At 40.8% G+C, this 24564-nt stretch carries 18 protein-coding genes; 12 read left to right on the top strand and 6 right to left on the bottom strand.

The genetic code is table 11. From position 1 onward, the window contains the following. Positions 1-17: 17 nt before the first annotated feature. The 5 genes from HYN59_RS14740 to HYN59_RS14760 all read left to right on the top strand — a co-directional run bounded on the left by HYN59_RS14740 (position 18) and on the right by HYN59_RS14760 (position 3235). Positions 18-389: a DUF7793 family protein gene (locus tag HYN59_RS14740; protein WP_108779010.1), complete on the top strand. Its 372-nt coding sequence runs from the start codon at positions 18-20 to the stop codon at positions 387-389. Between the two features lie 10 nt (positions 390-399). Beyond that, positions 400-1302, top strand: coding sequence for a helix-turn-helix transcriptional regulator (locus HYN59_RS14745; protein WP_108779011.1), 903 nt, complete (start codon positions 400-402; stop codon positions 1300-1302). A gap of 89 nt (positions 1303-1391) precedes the next feature. Continuing rightward, positions 1392-1829, top strand: coding sequence for a MauE/DoxX family redox-associated membrane protein (locus tag HYN59_RS14750; protein ID WP_108779012.1), 438 nt, complete (start codon positions 1392-1394; stop codon positions 1827-1829). A gap of 49 nt (positions 1830-1878) precedes the next feature. Then, positions 1879-2901, top strand: a complete 1023-nt coding sequence (locus HYN59_RS14755) for a hypothetical protein (RefSeq protein ID WP_146185956.1) — start codon at positions 1879-1881, stop codon at positions 2899-2901. Between the two features lie 55 nt (positions 2902-2956). Further along, positions 2957-3235 (top strand): DUF6520 family protein, encoded by a 279-nt coding sequence (locus HYN59_RS14760; protein WP_108779014.1) that lies wholly within the window; start codon positions 2957-2959, stop codon positions 3233-3235. A 52-nt stretch (positions 3236-3287) separates the two neighbouring features. On the opposite strand, the gene HYN59_RS14765 is transcribed toward HYN59_RS14760, so the two are convergent. The 3 genes from HYN59_RS14765 to HYN59_RS14775 all read right to left on the bottom strand — a co-directional run bounded on the left by HYN59_RS14765 (position 3288) and on the right by HYN59_RS14775 (position 10364). After that, positions 3288-5774 (bottom strand): alpha/beta hydrolase family protein, encoded by a 2487-nt coding sequence (locus HYN59_RS14765; protein ID WP_181369449.1) that lies wholly within the window; start codon positions 5772-5774, stop codon positions 3288-3290. 161 nt (positions 5775-5935) lie between these two features. Continuing rightward, positions 5936-7345: a RagB/SusD family nutrient uptake outer membrane protein gene (locus HYN59_RS14770; RefSeq protein WP_108779016.1), complete on the bottom strand. Its 1410-nt coding sequence runs from the start codon at positions 7343-7345 to the stop codon at positions 5936-5938. Positions 7346-7361: 16 nt separating this feature from the next. Continuing rightward, positions 7362-10364, bottom strand: a complete 3003-nt coding sequence (locus HYN59_RS14775) for a SusC/RagA family TonB-linked outer membrane protein (RefSeq protein WP_108779017.1) — start codon at positions 10362-10364, stop codon at positions 7362-7364. 641 nt (positions 10365-11005) lie between these two features. Here HYN59_RS14775 and HYN59_RS14780 point away from each other — a divergent pair. The 3 genes from HYN59_RS14780 (at position 11006) to drt3b (ending at position 15648) form a co-directional block, all read left to right on the top strand. Beyond that, complete coding sequence (locus tag HYN59_RS14780) at positions 11006-11260, top strand: helix-turn-helix domain-containing protein (protein ID WP_108779018.1); 255 nt, start codon at positions 11006-11008, stop codon at positions 11258-11260. A 587-nt stretch (positions 11261-11847) separates the two neighbouring features. Next, entirely contained in the window at positions 11848-13137 is a 1290-nt protein-coding gene (gene drt3a, locus HYN59_RS14785; protein WP_219928784.1) for an antiviral reverse transcriptase Drt3a, read from the top strand. A gap of 189 nt (positions 13138-13326) precedes the next feature. After that, complete coding sequence (gene drt3b / locus HYN59_RS14790) at positions 13327-15648, top strand: antiviral reverse transcriptase Drt3b (protein WP_108779019.1); 2322 nt, start codon at positions 13327-13329, stop codon at positions 15646-15648. A 335-nt stretch (positions 15649-15983) separates the two neighbouring features. On the opposite strand, the gene HYN59_RS14795 is transcribed toward drt3b, so the two are convergent. Continuing rightward, a complete protein-coding gene (locus tag HYN59_RS14795) occupies positions 15984-17288 on the bottom strand; it encodes a serine/threonine protein kinase (protein WP_108779020.1) in 1305 nt (434 codons plus the stop codon). Further along, positions 17285-17959, bottom strand: coding sequence for a metallophosphoesterase family protein (locus HYN59_RS14800; RefSeq protein ID WP_181369450.1), 675 nt, complete (start codon positions 17957-17959; stop codon positions 17285-17287). Before HYN59_RS14800 ends, HYN59_RS14795 begins: the two co-directional genes overlap by 4 nt. A gap of 560 nt (positions 17960-18519) precedes the next feature. Here HYN59_RS14800 and HYN59_RS14805 point away from each other — a divergent pair. Beyond that, positions 18520-19647 (top strand): DUF262 domain-containing protein, encoded by a 1128-nt coding sequence (locus HYN59_RS14805; RefSeq protein ID WP_108779022.1) that lies wholly within the window; start codon positions 18520-18522, stop codon positions 19645-19647. Continuing rightward, positions 19637-20404 (top strand): MAE_28990/MAE_18760 family HEPN-like nuclease, encoded by a 768-nt coding sequence (locus tag HYN59_RS14810; protein WP_108779023.1) that lies wholly within the window; start codon positions 19637-19639, stop codon positions 20402-20404. The genes HYN59_RS14805 and HYN59_RS14810 overlap by 11 nt, the downstream gene beginning before the upstream one ends. 3 nt (positions 20405-20407) lie before the next feature. On the opposite strand, the gene HYN59_RS14815 is transcribed toward HYN59_RS14810, so the two are convergent. Beyond that, entirely contained in the window at positions 20408-21538 is a 1131-nt protein-coding gene (locus HYN59_RS14815) for a hypothetical protein (RefSeq protein WP_108779024.1), read from the bottom strand. A gap of 88 nt (positions 21539-21626) precedes the next feature. Here HYN59_RS14815 and HYN59_RS14820 point away from each other — a divergent pair, with 88 nt between their 5' ends. After that, on the top strand, positions 21627-23474 hold the full coding sequence (locus HYN59_RS14820) for an HsdM family class I SAM-dependent methyltransferase (RefSeq protein WP_108779025.1): 1848 nt from the start codon (positions 21627-21629) through the stop codon (positions 23472-23474). Continuing rightward, on the top strand, positions 23467-24552 hold the full coding sequence (locus HYN59_RS14825) for a BsuBI/PstI family type II restriction endonuclease (protein WP_108779759.1): 1086 nt from the start codon (positions 23467-23469) through the stop codon (positions 24550-24552). Before HYN59_RS14820 ends, HYN59_RS14825 begins: the two co-directional genes overlap by 8 nt. The last annotated feature ends 12 nt before the right edge of the window (positions 24553-24564 follow it).

A 24564-nucleotide genomic window follows, 5' to 3' on the forward strand; every position in this document is an offset into this window, starting at 1 on the left:
GGTATTTTAATCCAGTCATGCACCACCAGAACCCTTTTGTGACCTACAGTATCGAGAATGGCGTGCTCCACCTGTCCTGCAAGGCAGGGGTCCACATCTCGATTTCCGATGCACACCGCATAGTGGCCGACCGGCTGATGGTTCAGGGCGAGAGGGAATATCCCGCCGTCTGCGTCCTTGAAGGCATCCTGCAGGTCGACCATACCGCCCTCGAATTCTTTGCCAGGGAGGGCATGGTGCTTATCACTGCCCTTGCCTTCATCACCAACGAAAAGAGGCACCTTGATTACCTGGTCGGGTACTTCCTGAAGATTGGCCTGCCCGGGATCCCGTCCGGGGTTTTCGCACAGCTCGAACAGGGCCTGGAATTCCTGAACAAGCACCAGTAAATTGCGAGCCATGCACCGTGAAAAGAACATAAGAAGGCTGCAGGCGGCCTGTGAGATGATCCTGGAAATGGCCGCAGGAAATTACAGCTTCCGCGTGGACCGGTCTGGAGAGGACGATATCCTGGAAGTCCTGCTGGCCCTTCTGAATCTCATGGCAGAGCACAACAAAGAGGCCCTTTTCCACAGGGGCTATGTCAACCCGCACAAATCATACAATTACATCCGGCAGGAGGCCATCATCCTGGACAGGCACGGCACCATTCTTGGTCATACCCCTGCCCTTGTCCACATGCTGGGAGACGATGAACTTGTCGGCCTGCCCATTCGCCGACTTATTGAAATACGCAGCCTTGCACATTGGGACCGGGCCTTCGCCGAAATAATAGAGGGGCATCTCGAACATGCGGCTGTCCCTGTCGAATTCTCTGTTCCCGGTGAACTGGTCTTTGCCCCCCTGTGCGTCGTTTCCAGACTGGCACATTCCGGCAATTTCCTGCTTGGCTTTATCATGCCGGAAACCTTGCCTTTGGAAAACCCTGGACAATTTCCTGGGGAGGGTCCTGTGAGTGACAGCGATGCACGCGAGGCTGAGCTCATGCAGAAGGTATACGACTTTGTCCTCATGCACCATGAAGGGCCGTTTCCCAAAATAAGGGTGCTCGCCCGGATGTTCGCCACCAATGAGTTCAAGCTCAAGACCGGCTTCCAGCATCACTTCAGGACCTCGATCTACCAGCTCTACAACGAACAGCGGCTCAAGAAAGCCTTTCTGCTGATCCGTTACAGCAAGAAGGCCCTTAAGGACATTGCCTATACGGTCGGTTTCACCACCTACAGCAATTTCTCCAGGGCCTTCAAGATCAAGTTCGGATGCGGTCCCGGGGAGATCCCAAGGCCCAGGTTCGGCCAATGACTACCTTTTTGGGTCATTGCATTCCTTATTTAGTATGTTTTGGTTTTTTCTGTTTTGGAACTTTACAATGCCAAACTAACCGATCACCTATGAAAACAATATCTTATAGAAAAGTCATCATAGATATCATCTGCTACCTTTACGTGCTACTTTTTATCTACGCAGCCGTCAGCAAATTCCTTGATTTTGAAAACTTCAGGGTACAATTGGGCCAGTCACCATTGCTGAGTGCTTTCGCAGCTTGGCTTTCTTGGGCAGTCCCTGTTTCTGAAATCATTTTCGCCATTCTAGTGCTTATTGAAAGAACACGTACAATAGGTCTGTTCCTTTCCTTTTTCTTGATGATGATGTTTTCTTCCTACATCTATATCATATTGAATTACAGCGAGTCCATCCCCTGTTCCTGCGGTGGCATACTTGAAAAGATGGGTTGGATAGAGCACCTGTGGTTCAACATCGGTTTTGTGGTGCTTGCAGTGATTGGAATCTTGCTTTCAAATAATAAAGACAACAGCCATGAAAACTAAAATTATAACTCTTGTAGCCGGCGCATTGCTAAGTATAGCAGTCGTGATTGTGCTTTTTCAAATTTCAGTCAAGATTACAAGGCACCACAATTCCTTTATCAGGAATTTCCCAAAAGCCGCTTACAAGACCAAAGAGGTCGATTTAGGGTATAACAGTTTCTACTTCGCTGGACATGATCAAGACAAGGTATACCTCGGTAACGTATCTACGCCTACACAGGTATACACCGTAAAGAATAATACCCTTTTCAAAGAAGACAAACTGATCGAACTTGATAAAGTGGAGCGGCCTTTTAACGCTTTCCAGGTGCGTGTCAGCCCGCCTTACTTCTACGCCTATGATGGCACTGTTTCTTGCATATATTCAGGAAGGGTTGCCGACTGGAAAGCACGGCTAAGGTGGATCGGTAATAATTTTATCGACCAGGCAGTCTTTATTGATTCGCAAAGAGTCGCATTTCGTGAGCAGAGTAAAGCAGGAACAAAAATTGGAACCATCGACCTTTCTAAAAATGGAATCATTAAATACGGCAACGATATATTGCAGAAACAGTCCGATGGCATATTTGATGTCGATGGTAAATTGCTGTTCGATAGTTCACAAAAAAAGATAGTCTACCTGTATACTTATCGAAATCAATATACGGTTGCAGATAGCCGGTTGCAAATCGCCTTTCGAGGCACTACCATCGACACAATTTCACAGGCGCAGATTTCCGTGGCAGTGCTGAAAGATAGGGAACAGCAAAAGATGTCGCGGCCTCCACTGAAAGTCAACAGGGCCGCACTGGCTTACGGAAACCTTTTGTTTGTCAATTCTGGTATACTGGGCCGTTACGAGCCTGAAGAAATGTGGGACATTGCCAGTATCATAGATATCTATAATCTCACCGATCAATCCTATGTAGCGAGCATGTACGTCCATGATGTGCATAGGAAAAAGATGCGAAGTTTTATGATTTCAGGAGATCAACTGTATGCGCTTGTCGGTGATGCAATGGTGACCTACAAGCTCAGTACGATCATAACCTCAAGGTATAACTTAAGTAACGAAAAATCTACCGGCCGGTAGCAGGAGAAGGTCGAAAACCTGTAACAGAGTAGACCGCCATTAAATACTTTACATTATGAATAAAAAAATGTTCAGCATCGTACTGCCAGCGGCAGTCCTTGCAATCGGAGTTTTAAGTGCCTTTGGCACACAGGCGAAATCATCTGATAAGGGTGCGCTTGCAAATGAGCCAGGTTGGTACCATACCTCGCCAAATGAGCTTTGCAAATCTGAAACGGATTGTAACATTGTCCAGGGCGATGTCTGCACCGTCAACATGATTCCGGGCGCACAGCAACTGTATCGCAGAACTGCTTTAAGAAGTTGTGAATTCCCATTGTACAGACCGCAATAATCATTGTGGTAAAAAACAATGCAGTCCACCACGGTGGACTGCATTGCCATTTCTAGTGGCCGTTGCCGGTATAGTCGGATTGCATCCACGGACGTATGGGGCCGTCTTTCAGATGGAATGCAAACCATTCCTCTATTTTCTGCCGAAGATCCTGCTGGTTTTTTGGATTGCTCAATACGTGCTTTTCATCAGGATAAATCAGCAACACCCCCTGCTTCCTTAACCTCCGCAATGCCATATAGAGCTTGATGCTGTTTTCAGCATCTACATGGCGGTCATCCGCCCCTGTCCATATCAGCATGGGCACGCTTACTCCTTCCAGCAGAAAGACTGGCGAATTTCTGTAGTACCGTTCCCGATCCTCATACAGCGATTTTCCCATCCGCATCTGTCCCGATTCATACATCCAATAATCGTCTGAATTATAGTCCCAGGCAACGTGCAGAAAATTGGTGGCAAGGTCAATAATCCCGGAACCCGAAACGATGGTTCGAAAGGGATGTTTCTGGGTAGCAATAAAATTCGCCTCAAATCCGCCATACGAATGTCCGATAAGCCCCATACGCTCCTTATCAATACTTCCAATTTCCAATACTTTTTCGATGGCTGCATTTAAGCAGGCCATTGCCGCATTACCCGTATCTCCAACCGCTGGAACAATGGTAGGCAGAAACACAAAATAATCCTGCAGCATGTAATGGGTGGCATTAAATCCTATGGAGGCCGGCAAATGCGGGATAGTATACACGTGCAATTCCTTTTCCTGGCTTTCATAGATATCCACCACCATCGGATACTTTCTATCGGGACTGTAATTGGCAGGATAAATCAGGACACCGCTCATAGACTTGCCCATGGCGCGGTAGGTTATCAGTTCCGACCTGCCCCAATAATAGGCTTCCTGCTGTCTGTTGCTCGTAGCAACTACCGCCTGCTTTTGACTTCCTAACTTCCCCGTTACCAATTGCGGCGAAAGGTCAAAGTCCTGCTCCATAAAGAGGAAGTGTTTACCGCCTTGAGCAATTAAAAAGTTATCTATTCTCCGGTCCTTGTAAACCAGTGGCTTTTCCTTGTGCCCCGGCATTAATTCAAAAATTCCTGTATTGCCATCCTTTTCATTATACGCCGTAAGGTATTGCGGTTTGGTCAGATCATACTGTGCGCTCACCCTTCCGTCATAGCTGGGTTTGGAATGCTTTGCTGCCGACTGTTTGGCAAAGCGGAAAACGGTATTTGTTTCCTTACCGTGCGTCAACCTTACCGCCCTGCTCCCATCCGGTGCAGCTTTCCAGATGTCGTAGGCATCATAAAGCAGTACGGCGCTATCGTCGAGATCCCAGCCTGCGATTCCAAAATAGAAACTGTCATCTGATCCGCTTTCCGCATCATTAACTCTGGCAGATGCCCGTACCGGCAAGACAAGGTTGTGATGCGTCGCCTTCCTTATGTTGTAATTCCACCAAGTCCCATTGCGGAAGTACGTTACATATTTTCCACCCGGCGACACAAACAGGTAGGATTGATTGCCTGAGAATTGTTCTAAAAATAAATGCTGCGCTCCATCGGCAAGATCTGTAATAACATAATCGCGGTCACTGAACTGTTTGAATTGTGGCGCATAAGCTAAAGGATCAGATGTGATGGCATGGCGCTGGTCGCCACTCAGAAGCAAATGCGGCATCCTGTTGTCGGTCAGCTGGCGGCACTCTCCTGTATCCGGGAACCAAACGGCAACCTTGCTATAGCCCTGCCAGCCATCCGTAGCCATTTTTGCAGGATACACGTCCTTATCGGTGGTGTTCCAGACCTGAACTGACTTCGCATCCTTATCTGGGCTGTGGAGTGTATCGTCCATGTAGAAAAATATGCGTTGCCCATCTTCAGAGATCGTCAGCGAAGTTCCTACTGCCATTGCCTTCGGAAGATGTACACTGTTCGCCATGACAAAACGATGCATTTTCTGTTTCGCCAAGCTGTAATAGCAGACGGCACCTCTGTCGAAATCGGTGCCGTCAGGATTTTTAAGGAACGCTACACCCTGGCCTTTTTCCTGCCATTCCAGAAAATGCAGCAACTCTCTTGATTTCTCTAAGGTCGTTTGGGTGCCGTCACCAATACGTATTAATTGTACCGAATGGGTATCCTCCAGTTCCGTGATGCAGGCAATAAGAGTCTTTGCGGGATTTAGTTTCCACTGCCTTACATGGGGTATTCGAAATTTCACTTTTCCTTGATTGTCAATGAATTTAAGCACCCCGCTTCTACCCGTACTTCTTGTAATGATCGTTGTTCCCGAAATAGCAAAATCCTCCACATCGGGTGTGTTTTCTGCACTGCCATTTTGTAAATTTATGCCGTGGAGTACATTGCCTGGCAACAGGCAGACGAATTTCGTTTCCCCTATAAAGGCAGATTTTGTCCCGTTCGGTAGGATAAAGGTCCTCTTGGTGCGGGTATGGGTTACAAACAGGGTATCGCTTCCAGTTTTATAGTGGTGCAGGTAGCTGATCCAGTTACCATGCTCTGAAAACTTGTCCATAAACAATTGGTGCCATAGGGCATATTGGTCTTGAGTCAGTGCCTTCTTTTGTTTAGCTTGCCCCATTGCGGGGCAGCTGACTAGACAAACTAAAATAAAGAAAATGACTGACCTGATCTTTCGGACCGGACAATGCATTACATGTTGAACTGCCGCTTCCATCAGTACCCCGTATTTTGTGGGTTCAGGTTCGGATTCAGCAGCAGTTCGGCTTCCGGGAGAGGCAGCAGCTGATCGGTCGCTTCCCATCCTGTTTTTGAATCCAATACGGCATCGAGCCTCGCGGTTCGCTTCAGGTCAAAAAAGCGGTGTCCTTCCGTGAAAAGTTCTACCCTTCGCTCCTTCTCTATCGCCGCCAGGATTTCGTCCTGCGTTGTTGCGGCAGTGTTCCCTAGGCCGGCAGTAGTCCGTATCAGGTCCAGATCTTCCTTGGCATTGGTCAGTTCACCTTGCCTTGCCCTCGCTTCTGCACGGATAAGGTACAATTCTGCGGTACGGAACATGATGGAATATTCTACCGACGAGCCTGTATTGTCGATTGCCTGGTACTTGTAGGCATGATACCAGGTTTCGGCGCCGTCCGTCACGGCTCGTATCCATTTTGTCCTGCGGTTGTCTCCTGCTTCAAAGGCATCCACTAGGTTCACCGCAAGCGACGACACAGGTGGCGGGCCTTCCAGGAATATGTGTGCTCCCGCCTCGTTGGTATTCACTCCATCACTTGCCGGCATCAGATGCCAGATGGTCGCCGTGCTCTCTTTCTTGAAAATCAGGTCAAGATCGGTTTCCCAAGCATATAGGTCGGCATTGTTCAATACTGCCGAAGCCATGTCAGCCGCTGCTGCCCATTGGCCGTTGTACAGATATACCCGTGCCAGCAGGGCCTCCACGGTTGCCTTATTGGGGCGCACCCTGTCAATGGTGATGTAGTCAGTTGCCAGCAACTCCCTTGCGGCCAGCAGATCTGCCGTCAGATGTTCATATACCGTAGGAACCGGCATTCTTGAAACTGTGCTGTTTGCGCGGTAATCCGTCGTTTCGATATAGGGGATCGCACCATAGAGATTGACCAGGTAAAAATGAAGTAGTGCCCTTGCAAACAATGCCTCTCCCCGCAGCTGGTCTTTCTGCGCCGCCGTGAGTGCCGTTGAATTGGCTACGCCCTCTAAAACTGCATTTGCAGCATAGATCTGGCTGTAGCTGGCATTCCACCATCGCTGTATTATGGCATTTGTAGGCAGTACAGTGTTGTCCGGAAAGGAGGTGTCGCTTGGCTGGGATACGCCATAGAAAGTCATCTCATCGGCATACTCCCCCAGCTTGTAGGTCATGCCGTCAGGATTGCCATTCAAAAGGCCGTTGGTGCGCATTTGGGCATAAATGCTTACCATGGCGGCTGTTGCGGTGGTATTGTCTTCAAAAACCGCTTCGGATGGCAATTGGGACGATGGCAGGTCAACGTCTACAAAATCATCACAGCCCACAAGCGTCAATGTGCTTAGAAGGACAAAAAGAAATGATACGGTTAGGGTACGGTTGTCGCAGACCCTAAATTTGAATTTATTTTTCATAAGGGGTGTCGTTTGGTTAGAAGGTTAATTGCAATCCTGCTGTAAGAATGCGCAACGGGGGCAGTGAGTTCGATCCTGTAAATTCAGGATCGGCACCTTTGTAGTGGGTGATGGTGAGCAGGTTCTGCCCTTCGAATACCACCTTGCACCCCATCTGTCCTATCCAGTGCTTTGGAACATCATAGCTCAGCGATATGTTTTTGAGCCTTATAAACGAACCGTCGGTAATCACGCCGTCACTGCTCAGGAAGTTGACATAGCCCTGGGTTACCGCGGCAGTAGTCCCGGTTGTAAATTGCTGGTAGGCGGCTGTATCTCCTTCCCCCTGCCAGTGGTCGAGCAGGTCGGCCGACTGGTTACCCATCATTCCGGGAATACCCAGCGACGCCGTATTGTATTTTTGCTGCTTCACAAACTGGAAAAGGAAATCAAGGTTCCAGTTCTTGTACCGCAGCTGGTTCTGGAAGCCACCGTAAAATTTCGGGTTCAGGTCGGCAACGTGCGTCCGGTCGGAGCTGTTGATCAAGCCGTCCCCGTTCTTGTCCTCAAACCGGTAAATGCCTGTCTGGGCATCTACACCCAGGTAACGGTATACCTTTCGGATATTCAACGGCTCCCCCAACACAAACTGGCTGCTGTAGGTAGAAGCTTCCAATCCTGGGAATGACACGAGTTTGTTTCTGGCCACGGTCAGGTTTACATTGGTGGTCCAGGAGAAGTCCTTTTGCTGCACATTTGCCGTGCGGAGCGTCAATTCAAATCCCTTGTTATCAACGGTAGCATCCAGATTGGCCTGGATCGAGGAGAATCCCGCAGTACCCGGTAGCGGTACGCCTACGAGCTGGTTGGACGAGCGGTTCTCGAAGGCGGCGATCGTCAGGAAAATGCGGTCCTTAAGGAAGCCCATTTCCAATGCCGCTTCAAGCTTTCGGTTGCTTTCCCATGCAAAGTCAGGGTTAAAGAGGCGTGTCGGTTCGAGCCCGATGATACCTTGGTAGTTTTCTCCTGTGGTGGTATACGTGTCCAGGTACTGATAATTGCCTATCTGGTCGTTGCCGGCTATGCCATAACTCCCGCGCAGCTTGCCGAAACTGACAATGCTGTTTTCAAAAGGCTTTTCGGAACCAAAAAGCCATGCCGCTCCGACCGCACCAAAATTGGCAAATTGCTTTCCTGGTCCGAAACGGCTTGAGCCATCCCTTCGGGCTGTCAGGTTCACTATATAGCGCTCGTTCCAGATCACGTTCGCACGCCCAAAGAAGGCCTGGTATTTGTAGACTGCCGTCTCATCAATATCGGTAACCACGGTAGTGGCGGCCGCCAGATTATAGATCAGGTTATTGCTCGTGAAACCATTGGCGCGCTGTACCAATTGCCGTCCGGTCTGGCTTTGAAAGGTGGCACCGGCAAGCGCATCGATCCTCGCTTTTCCAAATTCCGCTTTGTAGTGAAGCTGTGGTTCGGCAATCCAAGATTGCCGTGCGGCGTTGCCGATGGATATTGAGGAAAATTCCGGCCCTAATCCCCATTCCGGATTGTAGATGGTCGATGGTAAGGTGCTGCTTTCTTCGTGCCGCAGGTCGGTAAACCCAAAGTTCGAGCGCAGTTCTAGATTCTCTAATAATTGATAACCAAAAAGCGCATTGGCCACAAGGTCGTAGGTCTTGGCAAGCGACTTTCCTTTCAGGTGGCGCAGCGGATTGCTAAACGTGCCGTTCTCCCAGTTCAGGTTGCCTTCTTCGTCAAACAATGCAGGGGCATTCGGTGCCAGTGTCCGCGATTCGACAGTGTAGTCCCGCGACGGCTGGTCGTTGTCCTGGTGCGTATAGCCTGCCGAGAAGTTGGTCCTGAACCTTTTGTCTGCAGATTCATGGTTCAGGTTCATGCGCACGTTCCCTTTCTGGTAGGCAAAGTCTCCGGGGAATACGGTCGTTTCCTTGGCATAGTTGCCGCTCACCATGAACTGCGTCAGGTCCGATCCCCCCGACACGGCAGCATTAACCTTGGTAAACTGCGCTGTGCCCCCGGTTAGTTCTCGCTGCCAGTCGGTATGGCGCGTGCGGTCCCACGTTCCGTTCACATCATAGGCATTGGCTGGAAAAGCGGTGATGCCGTCATTAGCATAAGCTTCCTCGCGCATGGCAAGGTATTGCTCGGTATTCATAAGGTCCATAAAACGGGTAACCTTCCCTGCCCCTTTATTGATATTCAGGGTAAACCGGGCCTTCCCCGCCTTTCCTTTTTTTGTGGTAATAAGTACTACGCCATTGGCACCACGCGATCCGTAAATGGCGGTCGCATCGGCATCTTTCAATACCTCGATGCTTTCAATGTCACCGGGATTGATGTTGTTGAGCGGACTGCTGGGCAATGACATCACGGTATTGGTATAGCCCACGCTGAGTGCTTCGCTCGAGTACGGCACGCCGTCAATAATATACAAGGGTGCGTTGCCGTCGGCACGCAGGCTGTTCTGTCCCCTGATCTTAATTTCAAACCCGCTGCCTCCTATCCCTGACGATTGCACGATATCCACCCCCGCCATTCTGCCCTGCATGGTCGCAAGCATGTTGGTCACGGGTTGCTTCTCGATATCTTTTGCAGTGATTTTGGCAATGCTTCCCGTTCTTTCCTTGTCCTTCACCTTATAGTAGCCGGCATTGATCACCACCTCCTCCAACTGCCTTGAGTCTTCGGACATCGTGACATCAATGGCAGATGAAGTAATGGGGATTTCCTGTGTGGTGAACCCCATGAAGGAAAAGATGAGCACCTCTCCCATCTCGGCGCTTATGCTGTATTGGCCCTTCTCGTCTGTAATGGTACCCCTGTTGGTGCCTTTGACAATAATATTGACACCCGCCATCGGCCCCTGGTCGTCAGTGACCGTTCCCGTAATTGTTGACTGGTAGAAATCGTCGGTATTGGGCCTGAGGTAGTTGGCATGCATGTGGCTGCACCACAGCAATAGCCCTAAAATAAAGGCAAAGTAGCCCCTGTTCAATGAAATTATTTTCATAATTTTGAATTGTTAAATGAAACGTCAGTTTAGTTTAATCATGCCTTCTGCGCGAACCGCCAAGTTTATAGCAGAGGGCTTTTTTTGTGTCTTTTTATTTTTTCATTCGCATACTGGTTTTACTGGTTAGTGATTAGCTGTTCAGGGTTAATATTCTTTATCCTACGCGCAGGATACCCGGCCCATACCCCATAACTAACTCGAGGGTGGATGCCTTGGAGCCGGGCACAGTTAACTAAAAACTATCATGCGTATAAAAGATTCAGAGTCACTACAACGTTTGCGTGATACAGCAAAAAAAAAGAGAAGTCGCTTGAAATGAAAACTGATTGAAGTTGGGTGTCTCCTTAAAAAGGAGGCGTGGGTTTAAACTCAGCTTATTGCTCACGAGGTACTGGTATACCAACACGCAAATAAGTGAGCCCACGCCATATGGCGTGAGCATTTGCACTTATCTTCCTGCGTGTTTAAAAATTACCAGTTTTCGTGAGCAGGTTCAAAGCGAATGCTTCATTTATGTATTTTGAAGTATCGCAAAATTACACTTCTACTAGAAGTAATTATACAAATATACTTAAAAATTTACAATAGTACCCTATAGGGTACCATTATTTTTTTCATTAAAGCTGAATTTTAACTCTATGGAGAACGTAGATTTTATAACCGAGAGAAAAAAGTTCGGCCGACACATTTTAAAACTTAGAAAGAAGATATCTAGTAAAGATTATCCAGGCAAATTTATTTCGCAGCAAGAGTTAGCAGATCGCAGCGGAAATATAACCAAAAAGACTATAGGTCAAATAGAACGTGGAGATATTAATCCATCATTTGAAACTCTTTTGGTCTTGGCTCAAGCTCTCCATATTTCAATTCAAGAACTTTTTAATTATCATTAGAAAAGATGCTATAGGCATCTTTTTTATTTCTTAGTTGGTGTAAAACATGTAATTTTATTGATGAAGATGTTATTGTTTCTATTATCTTACTACTAGTGATAAATTAATAATAGACAACAATTAGACTTTAGTAATCTATAATTGAAAAATAATGAAGTAGAGTTAATCTGAGATTGAATTAAATCCATTAATGTAAAGACTCGAGAAACCCAAATTTTTCAATCTTTTAATTATCCCTGTATCCCCCAGATCTTGATACTAAAGTTTAATCATATATAGCATTCTCTTTTAGCTTGTCTTTAATATTGTAAGCTAGTTCAATCTTTGGGCGCTACCGATTTTAATTCATAATATTTTACAATATAAATTGGTTACATTTTCGCAAGATTTAACTTATAAAATTATCCATTCTGACGTAACTGCAACCTATCATAGAAGTCGTTAAAGCTACATAAAGAGTGCATCCATATAAATATGCGTCACCAAATAGTTGCTTTTTATATATAAATATTGACACTGTACACGAAATGAATAAAATGTTAAAATAATTTTATATTTTCACAAAATATTTTAATTACTTTATTATAATGCTTGATCAATCTTTTTCCCATGAAAACTTTAGAGTTATTATGGATGTCGAAAATAGAAAAGGTAATTATCTCGAAGATAAAGGCTTCTTCAAATCATCCGACCTATTCAGAAAATCACGAGAAATAACGGATCAGATTATTATCTTAAATAACCAAATTTCTATTGAAAGAGTATCATTAAAAAAGATTGTAAATCCTAAGCCAGAAGATTACAAGGAATTTAATAATTTGGTTGCTGCCAAAGAAGAGTTAAAGCAAAATCGGGAGGCAGAACGGAAATTTATACTATCTGAACTTAGTCAAAAAACAAACTCAGAGGATTATCAAATTAAAATTGAAAAAGGACAAATAAAATTTGGCAGTCAATTATATGTAGCAGAAAATGAACCGGAACACTATTTTGTCTTAAAACAATTACAGCGCAATATCTATAAAACTTTTAAAGTTAAACAGTCTGACAGACGTGAAATTCTCACACAATTAAAAACTTTTCTTGAAGACGATTTTCCAAAGTACGTTGTTAGAACCGACATAAAAAGCTTTTATGAATCAATTCCTCATAAATACCTACTTTCAAAAATTGAGGAAAACAGTTTACTCAGTTATCCATCTAAGAGAATAATAAAAGATATTTTAAATCAATATTGGAAAATTTTGCTTTCAGAGGGAATTAAAAAAGAATCTGATGAAAGAATTGGCATTCCACGTGGTATTGGAATCTCAGCATACTTATCAGAACTTTATCTTAGAGATTTTGACAGGAAAATTTCGTCTCAAAAAAACGTTAGTTTTTATGCTAGATACGTTGATGATATAATTTTTGTAGTCACGCCAAAATTAAAAAGTGAAACTGTTTCAACAACAGATATAAAAATTGAATTATCAAAATTATTAGCTTCTACTTCCTACCTTCAAATCAACAATAGAAAAACCACAGTAATTGACTTGTGTTTAAATAGTTCTAAACTTGAACAATTTATTTATCTAGGTTATAAATTTTCAATAGGATACAGAAATGAAATGATTGCTGGAACAAACGAGCTAAGTAAGGTTCCTTTAGAAATTACAATGTCAAACGACAAGTTTAATCGATATAAAACCAAGGTTAAGCTTGCATTTGAAAGCTACTCTACTGAATTCGTAAAATACCCTGGCAGACACTCATCCATAAATAGAAAACTTTTGATTAGAATAAAATTTCTCACTAATAATTTTCAACTTTTTCGTCGAAAGCAAAATGTATTAGTAGGTATTTTTTTTCGAATGAATTTATTAATAAAGATGTAGATTTAATTAAACTTGATACATATCTTAAACGGCAAATCACATCGGTTGCCCCAACTGTCAATCCAAACCTACTTTTAAAACTTAATAGTCTGTCTTTCAAAGATGGCTTCCACAAGAAGAGATTCCTTAAATTTAATTATAAATCATTTGAGAGTGGAAAAGTTTTAGAAATATGGAAAAATATATAATATGAGAAAAAAGGTTCCAATTATTCGTCATAGTGAACGTGTTGTTCTTTCTGATGTACTTCCATACGAAACTCCATTGATCTTCTCAAACAGATATTTCTATAAATATTTAATTAAAAGGAAAAAGTGCTTAAAAAACGTCAAATTCAGATCAAAACACCGAGCTTTCACAGAAATTGAAAAATTGTTATTTACAAATCAGGATGTAACATCTCCATTTGTATTCCATATACGCCATAAAACACATGATTTCAGGACTTTGAGTTTAATTCATCCTAGTAATCAATTAAAAGTTTTAGATTTTTATGAAAAATATAGCGAGAGTATACTTTACTGTTGTTCACTAAGCCCTTTTTCAATTAGAAGACCATCTAAAATAGCAAGATTTTCGTTCTACAATGACCTTTTGCACAAGAAAAACCAAGATGGCGATTTTGAACACGCTCAAGTTGAAGAAGAAGATAATGAATATGAAAACTTAAAATCTTTTTTTACATATCAGAAATACAGTAATATTCATAAGTTTTTTGAATCCTATCAGTTTCATAGAAGTGAAAAAAAATATAGAAAGTTACTAAAGGTAGATATATCAAAATGTTTCGATAGCATTTACACCCATACAGTTTCCTGGGCAGTTTTCAATAAATCAATTGTAAAAGACAATATTCCCCAATCATTGAAAACATTTCCTGGCGAATTCGACTATTTGATGCAAAAGTTAAATGCAAATGAAACAAATGGAATTGTAATTGGCCCTGAGTTTTCGAGGATATTTGCAGAATTAATACTTCAACAAATTGACAGGAACTTGTATGACCGCTTAAAGTTTAATGATGGTCACACCAAAAGTTTAATTCACAAAGTCGATTACGAAATTTTCAGATACATCGATGATTATTTTATTTTCTACAACGATGAGTCTGATTCGCAAAAAATACTTTCTGATTTGAAATTATGTCTTGGTGAATACAAGATGTATATTAACGAGAATAAATCTGCCACATACGAAAAGCCTATTATCACTGAGATCAGTTTGGCTAAACAAAAAATAAGTGATTTATTTAAAGATCATTTAAAGTTAAAAGAATCTATTAGTAAAGATGACGAGAATAATTCAACAATATACTTTTCATCAAACAGTGTTATTACAAGATTTAAAACTATCGTGAAGGAAACAAGCGTTAGTTATAAAGACATTATGAACTACAGTCTTGCTGTTCTTGACAAAAAAACTGCAAAACTCGTAAATAAATTTTTGAAAGAGAAAAAAATAAATCCAGATTTAGATCAAAAAGAATATGAAAAGGGATTTTTGGAAATATTGGATGTTTCATTTTTTTTATATTCAGTATCTCCGAAAGTGAATTCTACTATAAAACTCTGTTTAATAATAGATAAGATAATAAGATTTCTTAAAAAGAATAAAAGTAATTCCTACATTGAACCATTTTCATTTAATTATAAACATAATATATTTAAAAAAATAGCAGATGAGATTTTTTTAATTCTACAAATAAATAAAACAAAATCTGAAACCCAAGTAGAATCACTCTATTTGTTAATAGCATTATCTCAGTTAGGCAGAGAATATAGGCTGAACTTAAAAATTTTGTCTTCATATTTTCACATTGATACTAAGTCGGACGGGACACTTGTAGCAAATAATAATTTAAACTATTTTTCAATAACTGTTTTACTTTTTTATATAAAAAACATTCATCAATATCGAGACATTAAATATTTTATTAAAGATTACATCATTGAAAAATTTCAGATGATAACAATCAACCATAAATGGAAAACAGAATCAGAAGCTGTAATTCTATTGATGGATATTTTAACTTGTCCATATTTAAATGATTCTCTTGAAGCGCTTGAGAGGAAAGAAATTAAAGACAATATAGTAGAAATTGAAAATTCTTTATTAAGGAATACAACCTCTGATGGGTTAGTAAATTATATATCTTCAGTTAAAAAACTATTTAAAAAGTTTAAATCACATAAAACCACCAAATGTTTAAAAGATAAAATTATAAGGAAATTCGAAAGTAATCTTGAAGACTATTTAAACGAAATAAATTTAAGGACGGGGTTCGAAGTTTATGCAAAAGAAGAAGCTTTGATGAAATTCGTTGATTATTTTAAGAACAACTTCCACGAACACATTGATATATACAAATACAAAAAACAATTATTATCTTTGATTGGAATTACTGAAAATCAAACTCATCTAATACAGCAAGAAAAGTTTTGGTTCATAAAATGGACCGATTTTGATTTTGGTATGGAACTTCAAGCAAAACGAAGTCAAGAAGTTTACTAAAATATTGCTACCACCGACAGCCAGAAATGGCGCCACACACAAGTAGCTTCTTTGTAGCCCTACTATTGGGTTATTTAGAGTTAAATAAAGTAGCCTATGTCGGGGGCTACTTTTTTGCTTATAAAATATTCTAATGACTTTTTTATATTCATTTTTTCAAGCATAATAATTGCAAACATCACACTGATAACTAACTAAAGCTAATAACAATTTGTCTTTACTGAAAGCGGCAACGGTAGCAGTATTATCTCCATTTTAAAGGAATAAAGAAAGTAGAAGATGCAAGTAGTGAAAAATTTACCGAGGAGTGCGAGGGATAAATTTTTGTTAATACATTAATTCAAAGAATTTATAATTTCCTTATGATATCGAGCAAGGCTTGCATTTAAACCTTCAACGCACCTAATAAAGTTTCTTTTAGCTGAATTTGGCCTAGCATAGATCTCAATTGCTATTCTCTCAGCTAGATTTTCTGAAATATCAGGCGAACACATATCTAGAACTCGCCCCATACAATACCATCGATTGTGAGAAACTGCTAATTCCGCTCCGACGAACGTGCACTCTGCCTTAATCGATAGATCAACAGTTATATCATAAATCGTTTTAACATGGCCAATTACAACATCGCAATAATCAAAATTAAATGATGTATCATTAATCCATGCTAAGTACGATTTTGCAAACCTGTTCCAATGTCTTTCATTTATTTTTAAGCTATCCCCTATAAATTTGATATTTATATCGTAAAAAATTGCGTTTTTCAGCTCTGGTGTTCTTTCCAAAGAGGTTACAAAATAATCAAAGTTATCTAGGCTCCAGTTAGGATAGTCTTTTAGGCTATTTATTAATAATTCAGCCTCCTCATGTAGTTCTTTAGAAACCTCAACCTTTGACAATTTACTTAAGAGTACGTCTCTTAAAATACTTACATTTTCAAAACGATTTTGTGGAACTTCTTCTGTACATTTTTCAATAATTACGCCTATTGCTCCTCTACTACTTAATCTTGAATATGGCTTCCTTTGAGTACCATCATAAATATCATGTAAAATTGCTCCAAAAGAATAAATATCTGCACTACTAGTCACATTTTGAAAATCAGTATATTGTTCGGGTGCCATATAAGGCAATGAACCATATGCTAATCCACTTCCTGTAACAAAAGTTGTTGTTAATTCAGGATCAGATGTAATTAACCCCATATCAGCCAATTTCCATTTATTATCATGAAACAGTATGTTTCCTGGTTTGATATCCCTGTGTATAAACCCCCTTGCATGTAGGTATTCCAAGCAATTTAATATATCTGAAAGCCCTTCAGGTGCTCTTCTCTGTAGTTTACAAAGTGTAATTTCTTCTTGATAAGTTTTTGAAGCAATAGGCATCAAAAACCAAGGTTCATCCTCATTAAGCTCAGCATGTACAATGGGAATTATAAAGTCCGAGGAAAGTTTTTGTTGGACTCTCACCTCCCGAGCAAATCTTCTTTTAAACAAGTCGTAGTCTTCCTTTGCTACGGCATGATTTGGCTGGAAAGTTTTCCTTGCATACAGATTACCATCTTCCGCTCTTACTTCATGAATTATCCCGAAGCCACTTCTATCATGAATAATCCTATTGACTGCCTCTATTTTCATTCAATATTTTTTTGAAAAACCATTTTTTTAGTTTCAAGCTCTAAAACACATAATTCACCATACCCCTCATCATTAACAATATATGCACCTCCATCAATTCCATAGACTTGTAAATCCTCACTTTTGAACTGCTCTATGATTTCAAAAGCTGTCATCGGTGTGTGACCGTGAATAACCTTTCTACCTGCTAACCAATCTGCATTGTACAAGACCTTCCAATCTCTCAACCAAAGTAGAGATTCCTTATCACTATATGGATTTTCAATAGTCATATTGATACCCGCATGAACGAAAATATAATTTTCAGCAACGAAGTAATCATCGAACGATTTTATAAAATCAATATAGGCTTTTGGTATTCCGTTAATGTCTGATGTTAAAAAACTTTGCAGAGTTTTGTTACCTCCATTTCTTATCCAATTGACCTTTGCAAATGTATCATCAAGTGCATCCAATAACATTTGTTCATGGTTTCCCTTTATACATGTAACATCAAAACCATGATTTTGCAGTAATATTACAGTATCAATGACTCCTTTGCTGTCATGACCTCTATCAATTAAATCACCAAGCAAAATCAGTTTGTCAGTCTTTTTTAAAGAAACCTTTTTTAAAGCCTGTCTAAATGTTTTGTTACAGCCATGAATATCGGAAATAATGTAAGTACTCAAAATAAGGTTATGTTAAATCAAAATATTATTACTAATCTAAAAATATATCAATCGGTATAATACTTATAGTTAGTCGCTTAATCAATTGTGTATTGAATGATGTCGCAATTTACACAATTTAAAGAAATAAATAATGGTATCGACTTTCAGAATAGTAATCTAAAATCTTTAAATGCATTCCTTAACAGCAAAGATTCTAGGTTAACGACTTAATTTTTAACCTCATGAAGTGAAATTGAAAGCTTTTGCAAGACGATTCATTTGATCCTAATATCAATTCCTATAAAATTGGAAGCATTGTTTGCAGCAATGGAAAATTAGCAGAAAGATCGCATCCATTAGTTAATTGTAAGTAGTTGTGGGCTTACTTTGTTATTTATTAAATAGATGTACATATAAATTGTCGGATAATTGTAGGCAACAATAGCACGAAAGTGTAAGAGAATTCAATATTTAGATATTCGCCTCTTTAATTTTAATTATCTTTGAAATCCTTAATTTAAAATAAAATTTTTTCTTTATTCTAGAATCTAAAGCTAATCTCCTAAATACATTTCCTTATGATTGATCTTGAAACCGCAAATAATAATTTACTAAGTGAAATTGAAAGTGTTCGTAGCGAAATAAAAACCGACAATTTCAGCATGGCGGTTAGGGAACTAATCCAGATATTCAAGGATGGTGACCTAGAACTATTCCCCTCATATCAAAGACTTTTTCGCTGGGATGATGCTCAAAAAAGCAGGTTTATTGAATCATTGCTGATGGGTATACCGACACCACCAATTTTTATAGCACAGAAAAAAGGCTCCAAGTGGACAATCGTGGACGTACTTCAAAGGATTTCCACGATCCTGCAGCTTATGGGCTTGTTTAAAGACAATAAAGGGGTTGTAAAACCAACCTTCACATTTACTGCAACAGAGAAATTACCATCCATAGAGGGAATGAAGTGGGATCAGCTTGATGAAGACGTTCAAAGAATTATAAAGATGTCTAAATTGGACCTTAAGATTATTCTTGTTGAAGATAATATTACTGCACAGTACGAGCTATTCAAGAGGCTTAACACAGGTGCTGTAGCGTTATCAGCTCAGGAAATCAGAAACTGTTTGATTATTATGGTCAATGAAGAATACTATAATAAAATTGACACTTTGAAGAACGACGCACACTTTAAGAATACAATAAAATTAACTGACGCGAAGAATGAAATTGAATTCCCCATGGAATTAATTTTAAGGTATTTTATTTTAAAATTTGATAGTATTGATTTCACAAAATACAATATGTCATCTGATCTGCTTGCTGACTTTATCGATAAAGAAACAGCAAGAATTATTCAAAGTGAATCATTTGTATTGGATACCGAAATTGAAATTTTCAAACGCGTTTTCAATCTATTAGATGAAGTACTTTCTGATGAAGCATTCAGAAAATTTAATGTTGAGAAAGATGTATTTGAGGGTGCATTTCTTCAGACCAGCTTTGAAGGTATTGTTTCAGGAATTGCGCACAATATCGATTATTATGAGAATGATGGTAAAGATAGCTTGAAAGAAAAGATTAAAAACATGTATAAAGATGCGACCTTCATAGAGGCTGCCAAGAGAGGTAACAAAGCACTTCCAAGAATTCAGAACATGATTGCATTTTCAAACACTTACTTTTTACCAGATGCAAATTAAAGATTTTGAAGATTTACTAGTGGAGGATTGGACCTGGCGCAAAAAAGAAGTTTCAGATCTGATTTTGTTTGCCGAAAAGGAAGAAAACACAGTACTTCTAAAGTCCATTATTCTATTATTATATGCACATTGGGAAGGCTATATAAAAAAAAGCAGCAAGACGTATCTCAAATATATATGTGACAATAATCATAAGCTAAATGAATTAACAGATAATTTTAAAGCGGTAGCCTTAAAAGGATTGACAGGTGAAGTTATAAAAAGTGGTAATACTTTAAGCCTTCAAAATGAACTTCTTTACATAAAGAAATTTTCCCATTTGGATAATATTTCAATAGATCATCACATAAAAATTGATTTAGATGATGAAAAGGATAAAAATATCATTAATACGCATGATAATCTAAATCCGGAAATTTTTGGTAATATTTTAAAAATTATAGGGATTGATTACAAAGAACAATATGATGCCAAGGAAATTTTTATAAATACATACCTGTTGTCAAATAGGAATGCGATAGGCCATGGTAGTAAAGAATTATTCAAGGATGAGAATTTTGAATTTAAGATCTCTTCAATGAAAAGGTTGAGGGATGTAATCTTGGTTATTGTAGAGAACTTCAGGGATGAACTGATAGAATTTGCTCATAACAGTTTGTATTTAAAAGCTAACGAAGAAAAAGCCAAGCAGTTAAAGCAAAAATTTGAATCTCAATTAAAAGATGCCTTCACCGAAATCGACAAGGCTTATGCTTAATATCTAATTGTCTTTGTTAATAATCATATCTTCAAGATCACCAACATTAATCCTAACTTGAAGAGGATCCTCTACTAATACTGTTTTATTAAGATATTGAATGTCTGGACATACTAAAACTTTTAGCACTCCCTCATCCTTAAGATCTTTGGAAATAAGTTTCCATTTAATCTTTAGGTCATGCTTTTCAGCAAGTGGCTTTATATAGACTTCATCTGAAGTATAGCTGTCATCTCCTACCAGAATTTTAGTTTCTGGCAATACTTTACCTGCATTGCTGTCATTGGATAAGATTAGGTCAGACCGAAAGAAGGATTTTGAAATTACAGCCAAACCAGTATGGTTTTCATTTGTGTCCGCCATGTCCTGAATGTCCTCTTCAATCTCGAAAAATAGCTTGAACTCTTCTATTGGACTGTCGCCTGTATTTTGTATCCTTAAAGCAAAACTGAAATAACTTAGATTTACTTCAGTTGTAGAAGCTACAGGATAAGCCAAGCCTTGCATCATTTTATTGACACTGATAATATTATTGAGAGCTTCCGGATACACCGGGTGCGCAGGCACAATCTTTTGCCTGTAATGGGTTGTCTCTTTCTTAAATTGGGGTATTGCCGATAACTCTGTTGTTGAATCGTGAAAGGTCACTAAAACGCTCTTGCTGGTCTTGAAGTTTTGGCTTTTAAGGTACCAGTCATGCGTGTGACGGTTCTCGTCAATCATATCCACTATGTCTTCCCAGGAAAAGATGTGGATCTCAAAGCTCCCAGCGGCTTTATTCTCTATATTCTTATTTCTGATATAAGCCTCTATGCTAGCATCCTTAACCGCCGTGGTTGCAAAGTATAGCTTTTTTAGAGGCGGATCAAATGCTCGCGCCAATTTTATTTCCTTGTCGATCTCAGTTTCAGTAAATTGCTTGTTAGTGTATTCATCCTTTCCCTTGCATTGTATACCGAAATAGGCATCCTCCCCGAAAGGAATGCCATAGACATCTACTCCATTCTGATCCTGTCCAGCCCTTCCGTTCTTTTTTATCTCGGGACAGTTCCATATTTCTCCCCACAGTTTTTTGCACAGGGTTTCAAAATCCTGCCAGTTGGCGGGACGTCGTAATGATTTGGATGCTTCCATTTTTTTCTTATAAAAGATTAGTGTTACGGTTCTCGCTAATCTCCCGATAAAGATAGCGATTGATTTTAAATTTGATTATTTTTGACACATGAAGAACTCGATTGCCAGCCGTAAAAATAATAGCACAACCTATTCCCTCTTACGGGAAGGGACGTTGACGGCACTGCTGCCAGAAACTGATCCCCTAAAAACATTACATAGTGGGAGGATAATGGCCAAGGCATGGGCAAAGGACTTGCCTGAGAACAAGAAATTTGACCTCGTCCAGAATTTTATAAGGCAGGTAATCGTGGTATACTGGCAGATCGTGCATGATAAACCGGTCAACTTAAAGAGGCTGCCTCCCTTTCAATATTCTTTCAGGAAGGCAAGACTGGACAACTCTGCAACAGCTGTCGCAAATGCCCTTGGGAGGGCAGTCGCAAGGTTTGGCGTGACAGAGGCTGCCTTCCATGTTGGAACAATATATACCTCCCTCCTGCCCGACACGTTGCGTTCCAAGAACGGAATATTCTATACTCCTCCATCATTGTCCTCTCGGCTTATTGAAATGTCTGAAGCTTCGGGTGTTAATTGGTCTACGGCAAAAGTAGCCGATCCTGCCTGTGGAGGTGGAGCCTTTCTGGCTCCGGTGGCCCTAAAAATAATGGAATCGCTTCCTGATCTCAAGGGGCTTGGGTTAGTGGAACATCTGGAAGCAAATTTGCGTGGTTATGAGATAGACCCTTTTGCGGCATGGATTACGCAAGTCTTTCTTGAAGTAGCGGTAAAGGACAGGATTGTAGGAGCCAAAAGAAACGTCCGTAGCCTTGTAACCATATGCAACACTTTGGAGTATGAATTTGGAGAAGCGGAACAATATGATTTGGTAATCGGAAACCCGCCCTATGGGAAGGTTTCCATAAGCGACGCGACAAAAGAAAAGTATAAGGAAAGCCTTTTTGGACATGCCAACCTATATGGGCTATTTACCCATTTGGCAATTAATATGACCAAGTCCAAAGGCATCGTAAGCTACCTCACTCCTACCAGCTTTCTTTCCGGAGAATATTTCAAGAACCTGCGAAGCTATATATTGTCAAAGGCTTCACCCAGTGAAATTGATTTCGTGGCGATACGAAAAGGGGTGTTTGAGGATGTCCTTCAGGAAACAATGCTTGCTGTCTATAAAAAACAGACAATGAAACAAGCTCAGGTTGATGTAAATGAGATCATCACATCGACAGAAGATGAATCTATCGTGGAGAGTTTTGGAACTTTCAACGTGAAAGCTTTACAATCCAATCCCTGGATACTGCCTCGCACATTGGAACAGTCCAAGATTATTCCCGCCATGTCAAAAATGAGATTTCGCTTATCCGATTGGGGCTATAAAATCAGTACAGGACAGCTGGTATGGAATAGGAATAAAGCACAGCTCAGCGATACCTATAAGAAAAATGCATTTCCGGTAATATGGTCTGAAAGTATTACACAGGAGGGTAATTTCGTATTACGTGCGGAAAAGAAGAATCACTCTACCTGGTTTCATTATAAGGGTGAAGAATATCTCCTGACAAGAAAACCCTGCCTACTGCTGCAGCGGACCACTTCCAAGGAACAGGAAAAGCGACTGAATGCAGCCATTCTTCCTCAGGAATTATTGGATAAAAGGAAAGCGGTGGTCGTTGAAAACCATATCAATATCATAAGCGCCTCGGAAGAAAGAGCTAAAGTCGAACTAAACGTATTATGTGTTTTCCTTAACAGCAAGGCGGTTAATGATGCTTTCAGAACAATAAGCGGAAGCGTTGCCGTCTCTGCTTATGAACTAGGGTCATTGCCGGTACCTTCACCGCAAAAACTGAAAAAATTAAAGGAGCTGGTTGATACCAAGGCCCACCCTTCTTTGATAGAGAAAGAGTGTCATGATCTTTATACCTTACATAATGAGTAACCAGCTACCACCGTACATTACAAGGGAAGCAGTTTTGGAAAGGCTTCCTACTATTTTTCCCGAAGGGACTCCAAACCGCAACTATTGCATAAGGCTGATGTCAGCAAGCACCATCTTTACTATGCTGTATATCGGAGCCATTGATGGAAATGATATCTACGCCGCCCCAAAGCATATATACAGGATGACAGTCGAACAGGCAGAAGATAATACATCAGCGGGCCGGATCAATTATAGGGTTAATTCATTGAAAAAAGGTGTGGACATCCCGGGAATCCGATGGTATGCCGACAATACAAGAGAGCCCATACGGGATGAGACCTTAAGGGAAGGGCTTCAGCGCGTGGGAGCGGTTATAGCCATACCAATTCCGACGACATCCAGCAAACCACGCTATGCACTCCAACAGGATTTTGCGGCTCTCTTTAATCCTGATCTTACGGGAGATGTTCTGGCAAGGGCAATTGAGCAATGGCAACAGAATAACCTGAGTACCGGGGCCCTGATGCGAATATCGCTCGCTGGCAGGACTTCAGGTAGTGCTACAGGGAATGTACTGGTTTCTCTTCCTAATGGTGAGGTTAGAAGCCTGAGTACCGGATTGAGCTCGGATATTTCTAAGGCGGTGATCGAAATATTCGCGCCAATATACTTGGTAAATCCCGCGGTACTGTGGATAAGTACCAGCGATGCGAAAGTTCCGTATCTGGATAAAAGGATTGCAGACTCTATCGGCCTAAACATAGAGGCGGACAAAGAGTTACCGGATATAATTTTAGCGGACTTGGCAGGAGACACTCCTACATTAATCTTCGTTGAAGTTGTTGCGACTGACGGTGCCGTTACTCCCAGGAGACAGGAGGCCATATATAATATAACCAACACCGCAGGATTGGAACGAGAAAGTATCGCCTTTGTGACTGCCTATCTGGATAGGCAAAGTCCCGGCTTTAAGAAAACAATTTCAAATCTGGCCTGGGGCAGCTTTGCATGGTTCGTTTCCGAACCTGATAAGATAGTCCATTTTAGCGATGGACGCTCCAAACTCATAGATATTATCTCTCCAATAAATATTTAGGTAGATATATTT

It is taken from the genome of Flavobacterium album, from assembly GCF_003096035.1.
Classification (GTDB): domain Bacteria; phylum Bacteroidota; class Bacteroidia; order Flavobacteriales; family Flavobacteriaceae; genus Flavobacterium; species Flavobacterium album.

Coding starts and splice junctions, on each gene's coding strand:
- HYN59_RS14810 (WP_108779023.1), top strand. CDS start 19,637: ATGCAAATTAAAGATTTTGAAGATTTACTAGTGGAGGATTGGACCTGG.
- HYN59_RS14760 (WP_108779014.1), top strand. CDS start 2,957: ATGAATAAAAAAATGTTCAGCATCGTACTGCCAGCGGCAGTCCTTGCA.
- drt3b (WP_108779019.1), top strand. CDS start 13,327: ATGAGAAAAAAGGTTCCAATTATTCGTCATAGTGAACGTGTTGTTCTT.
- HYN59_RS14805 (WP_108779022.1), top strand. CDS start 18,520: ATGATTGATCTTGAAACCGCAAATAATAATTTACTAAGTGAAATTGAA.
- HYN59_RS14780 (WP_108779018.1), top strand. CDS start 11,006: ATGGAGAACGTAGATTTTATAACCGAGAGAAAAAAGTTCGGCCGACAC.
- drt3a (WP_219928784.1), top strand. CDS start 11,848: ATGCTTGATCAATCTTTTTCCCATGAAAACTTTAGAGTTATTATGGAT.
- HYN59_RS14795 (WP_108779020.1), bottom strand. CDS start 17,288: ATGAAAATAGAGGCAGTCAATAGGATTATTCATGATAGAAGTGGCTTC.
- HYN59_RS14775 (WP_108779017.1), bottom strand. CDS start 10,364: ATGAAAATAATTTCATTGAACAGGGGCTACTTTGCCTTTATTTTAGGG.
- HYN59_RS14820 (WP_108779025.1), top strand. CDS start 21,627: ATGAAGAACTCGATTGCCAGCCGTAAAAATAATAGCACAACCTATTCC.
- HYN59_RS14765 (WP_181369449.1), bottom strand. CDS start 5,774: ATGGACAAGTTTTCAGAGCATGGTAACTGGATCAGCTACCTGCACCAC.
- HYN59_RS14740 (WP_108779010.1), top strand. CDS start 18: ATGCACCACCAGAACCCTTTTGTGACCTACAGTATCGAGAATGGCGTG.
- HYN59_RS14770 (WP_108779016.1), bottom strand. CDS start 7,345: ATGAAAAATAAATTCAAATTTAGGGTCTGCGACAACCGTACCCTAACC.
- HYN59_RS14815 (WP_108779024.1), bottom strand. CDS start 21,538: ATGGAAGCATCCAAATCATTACGACGTCCCGCCAACTGGCAGGATTTT.
- HYN59_RS14750 (WP_108779012.1), top strand. CDS start 1,392: ATGAAAACAATATCTTATAGAAAAGTCATCATAGATATCATCTGCTAC.
- HYN59_RS14825 (WP_108779759.1), top strand. CDS start 23,467: ATGAGTAACCAGCTACCACCGTACATTACAAGGGAAGCAGTTTTGGAA.
- HYN59_RS14745 (WP_108779011.1), top strand. CDS start 400: ATGCACCGTGAAAAGAACATAAGAAGGCTGCAGGCGGCCTGTGAGATG.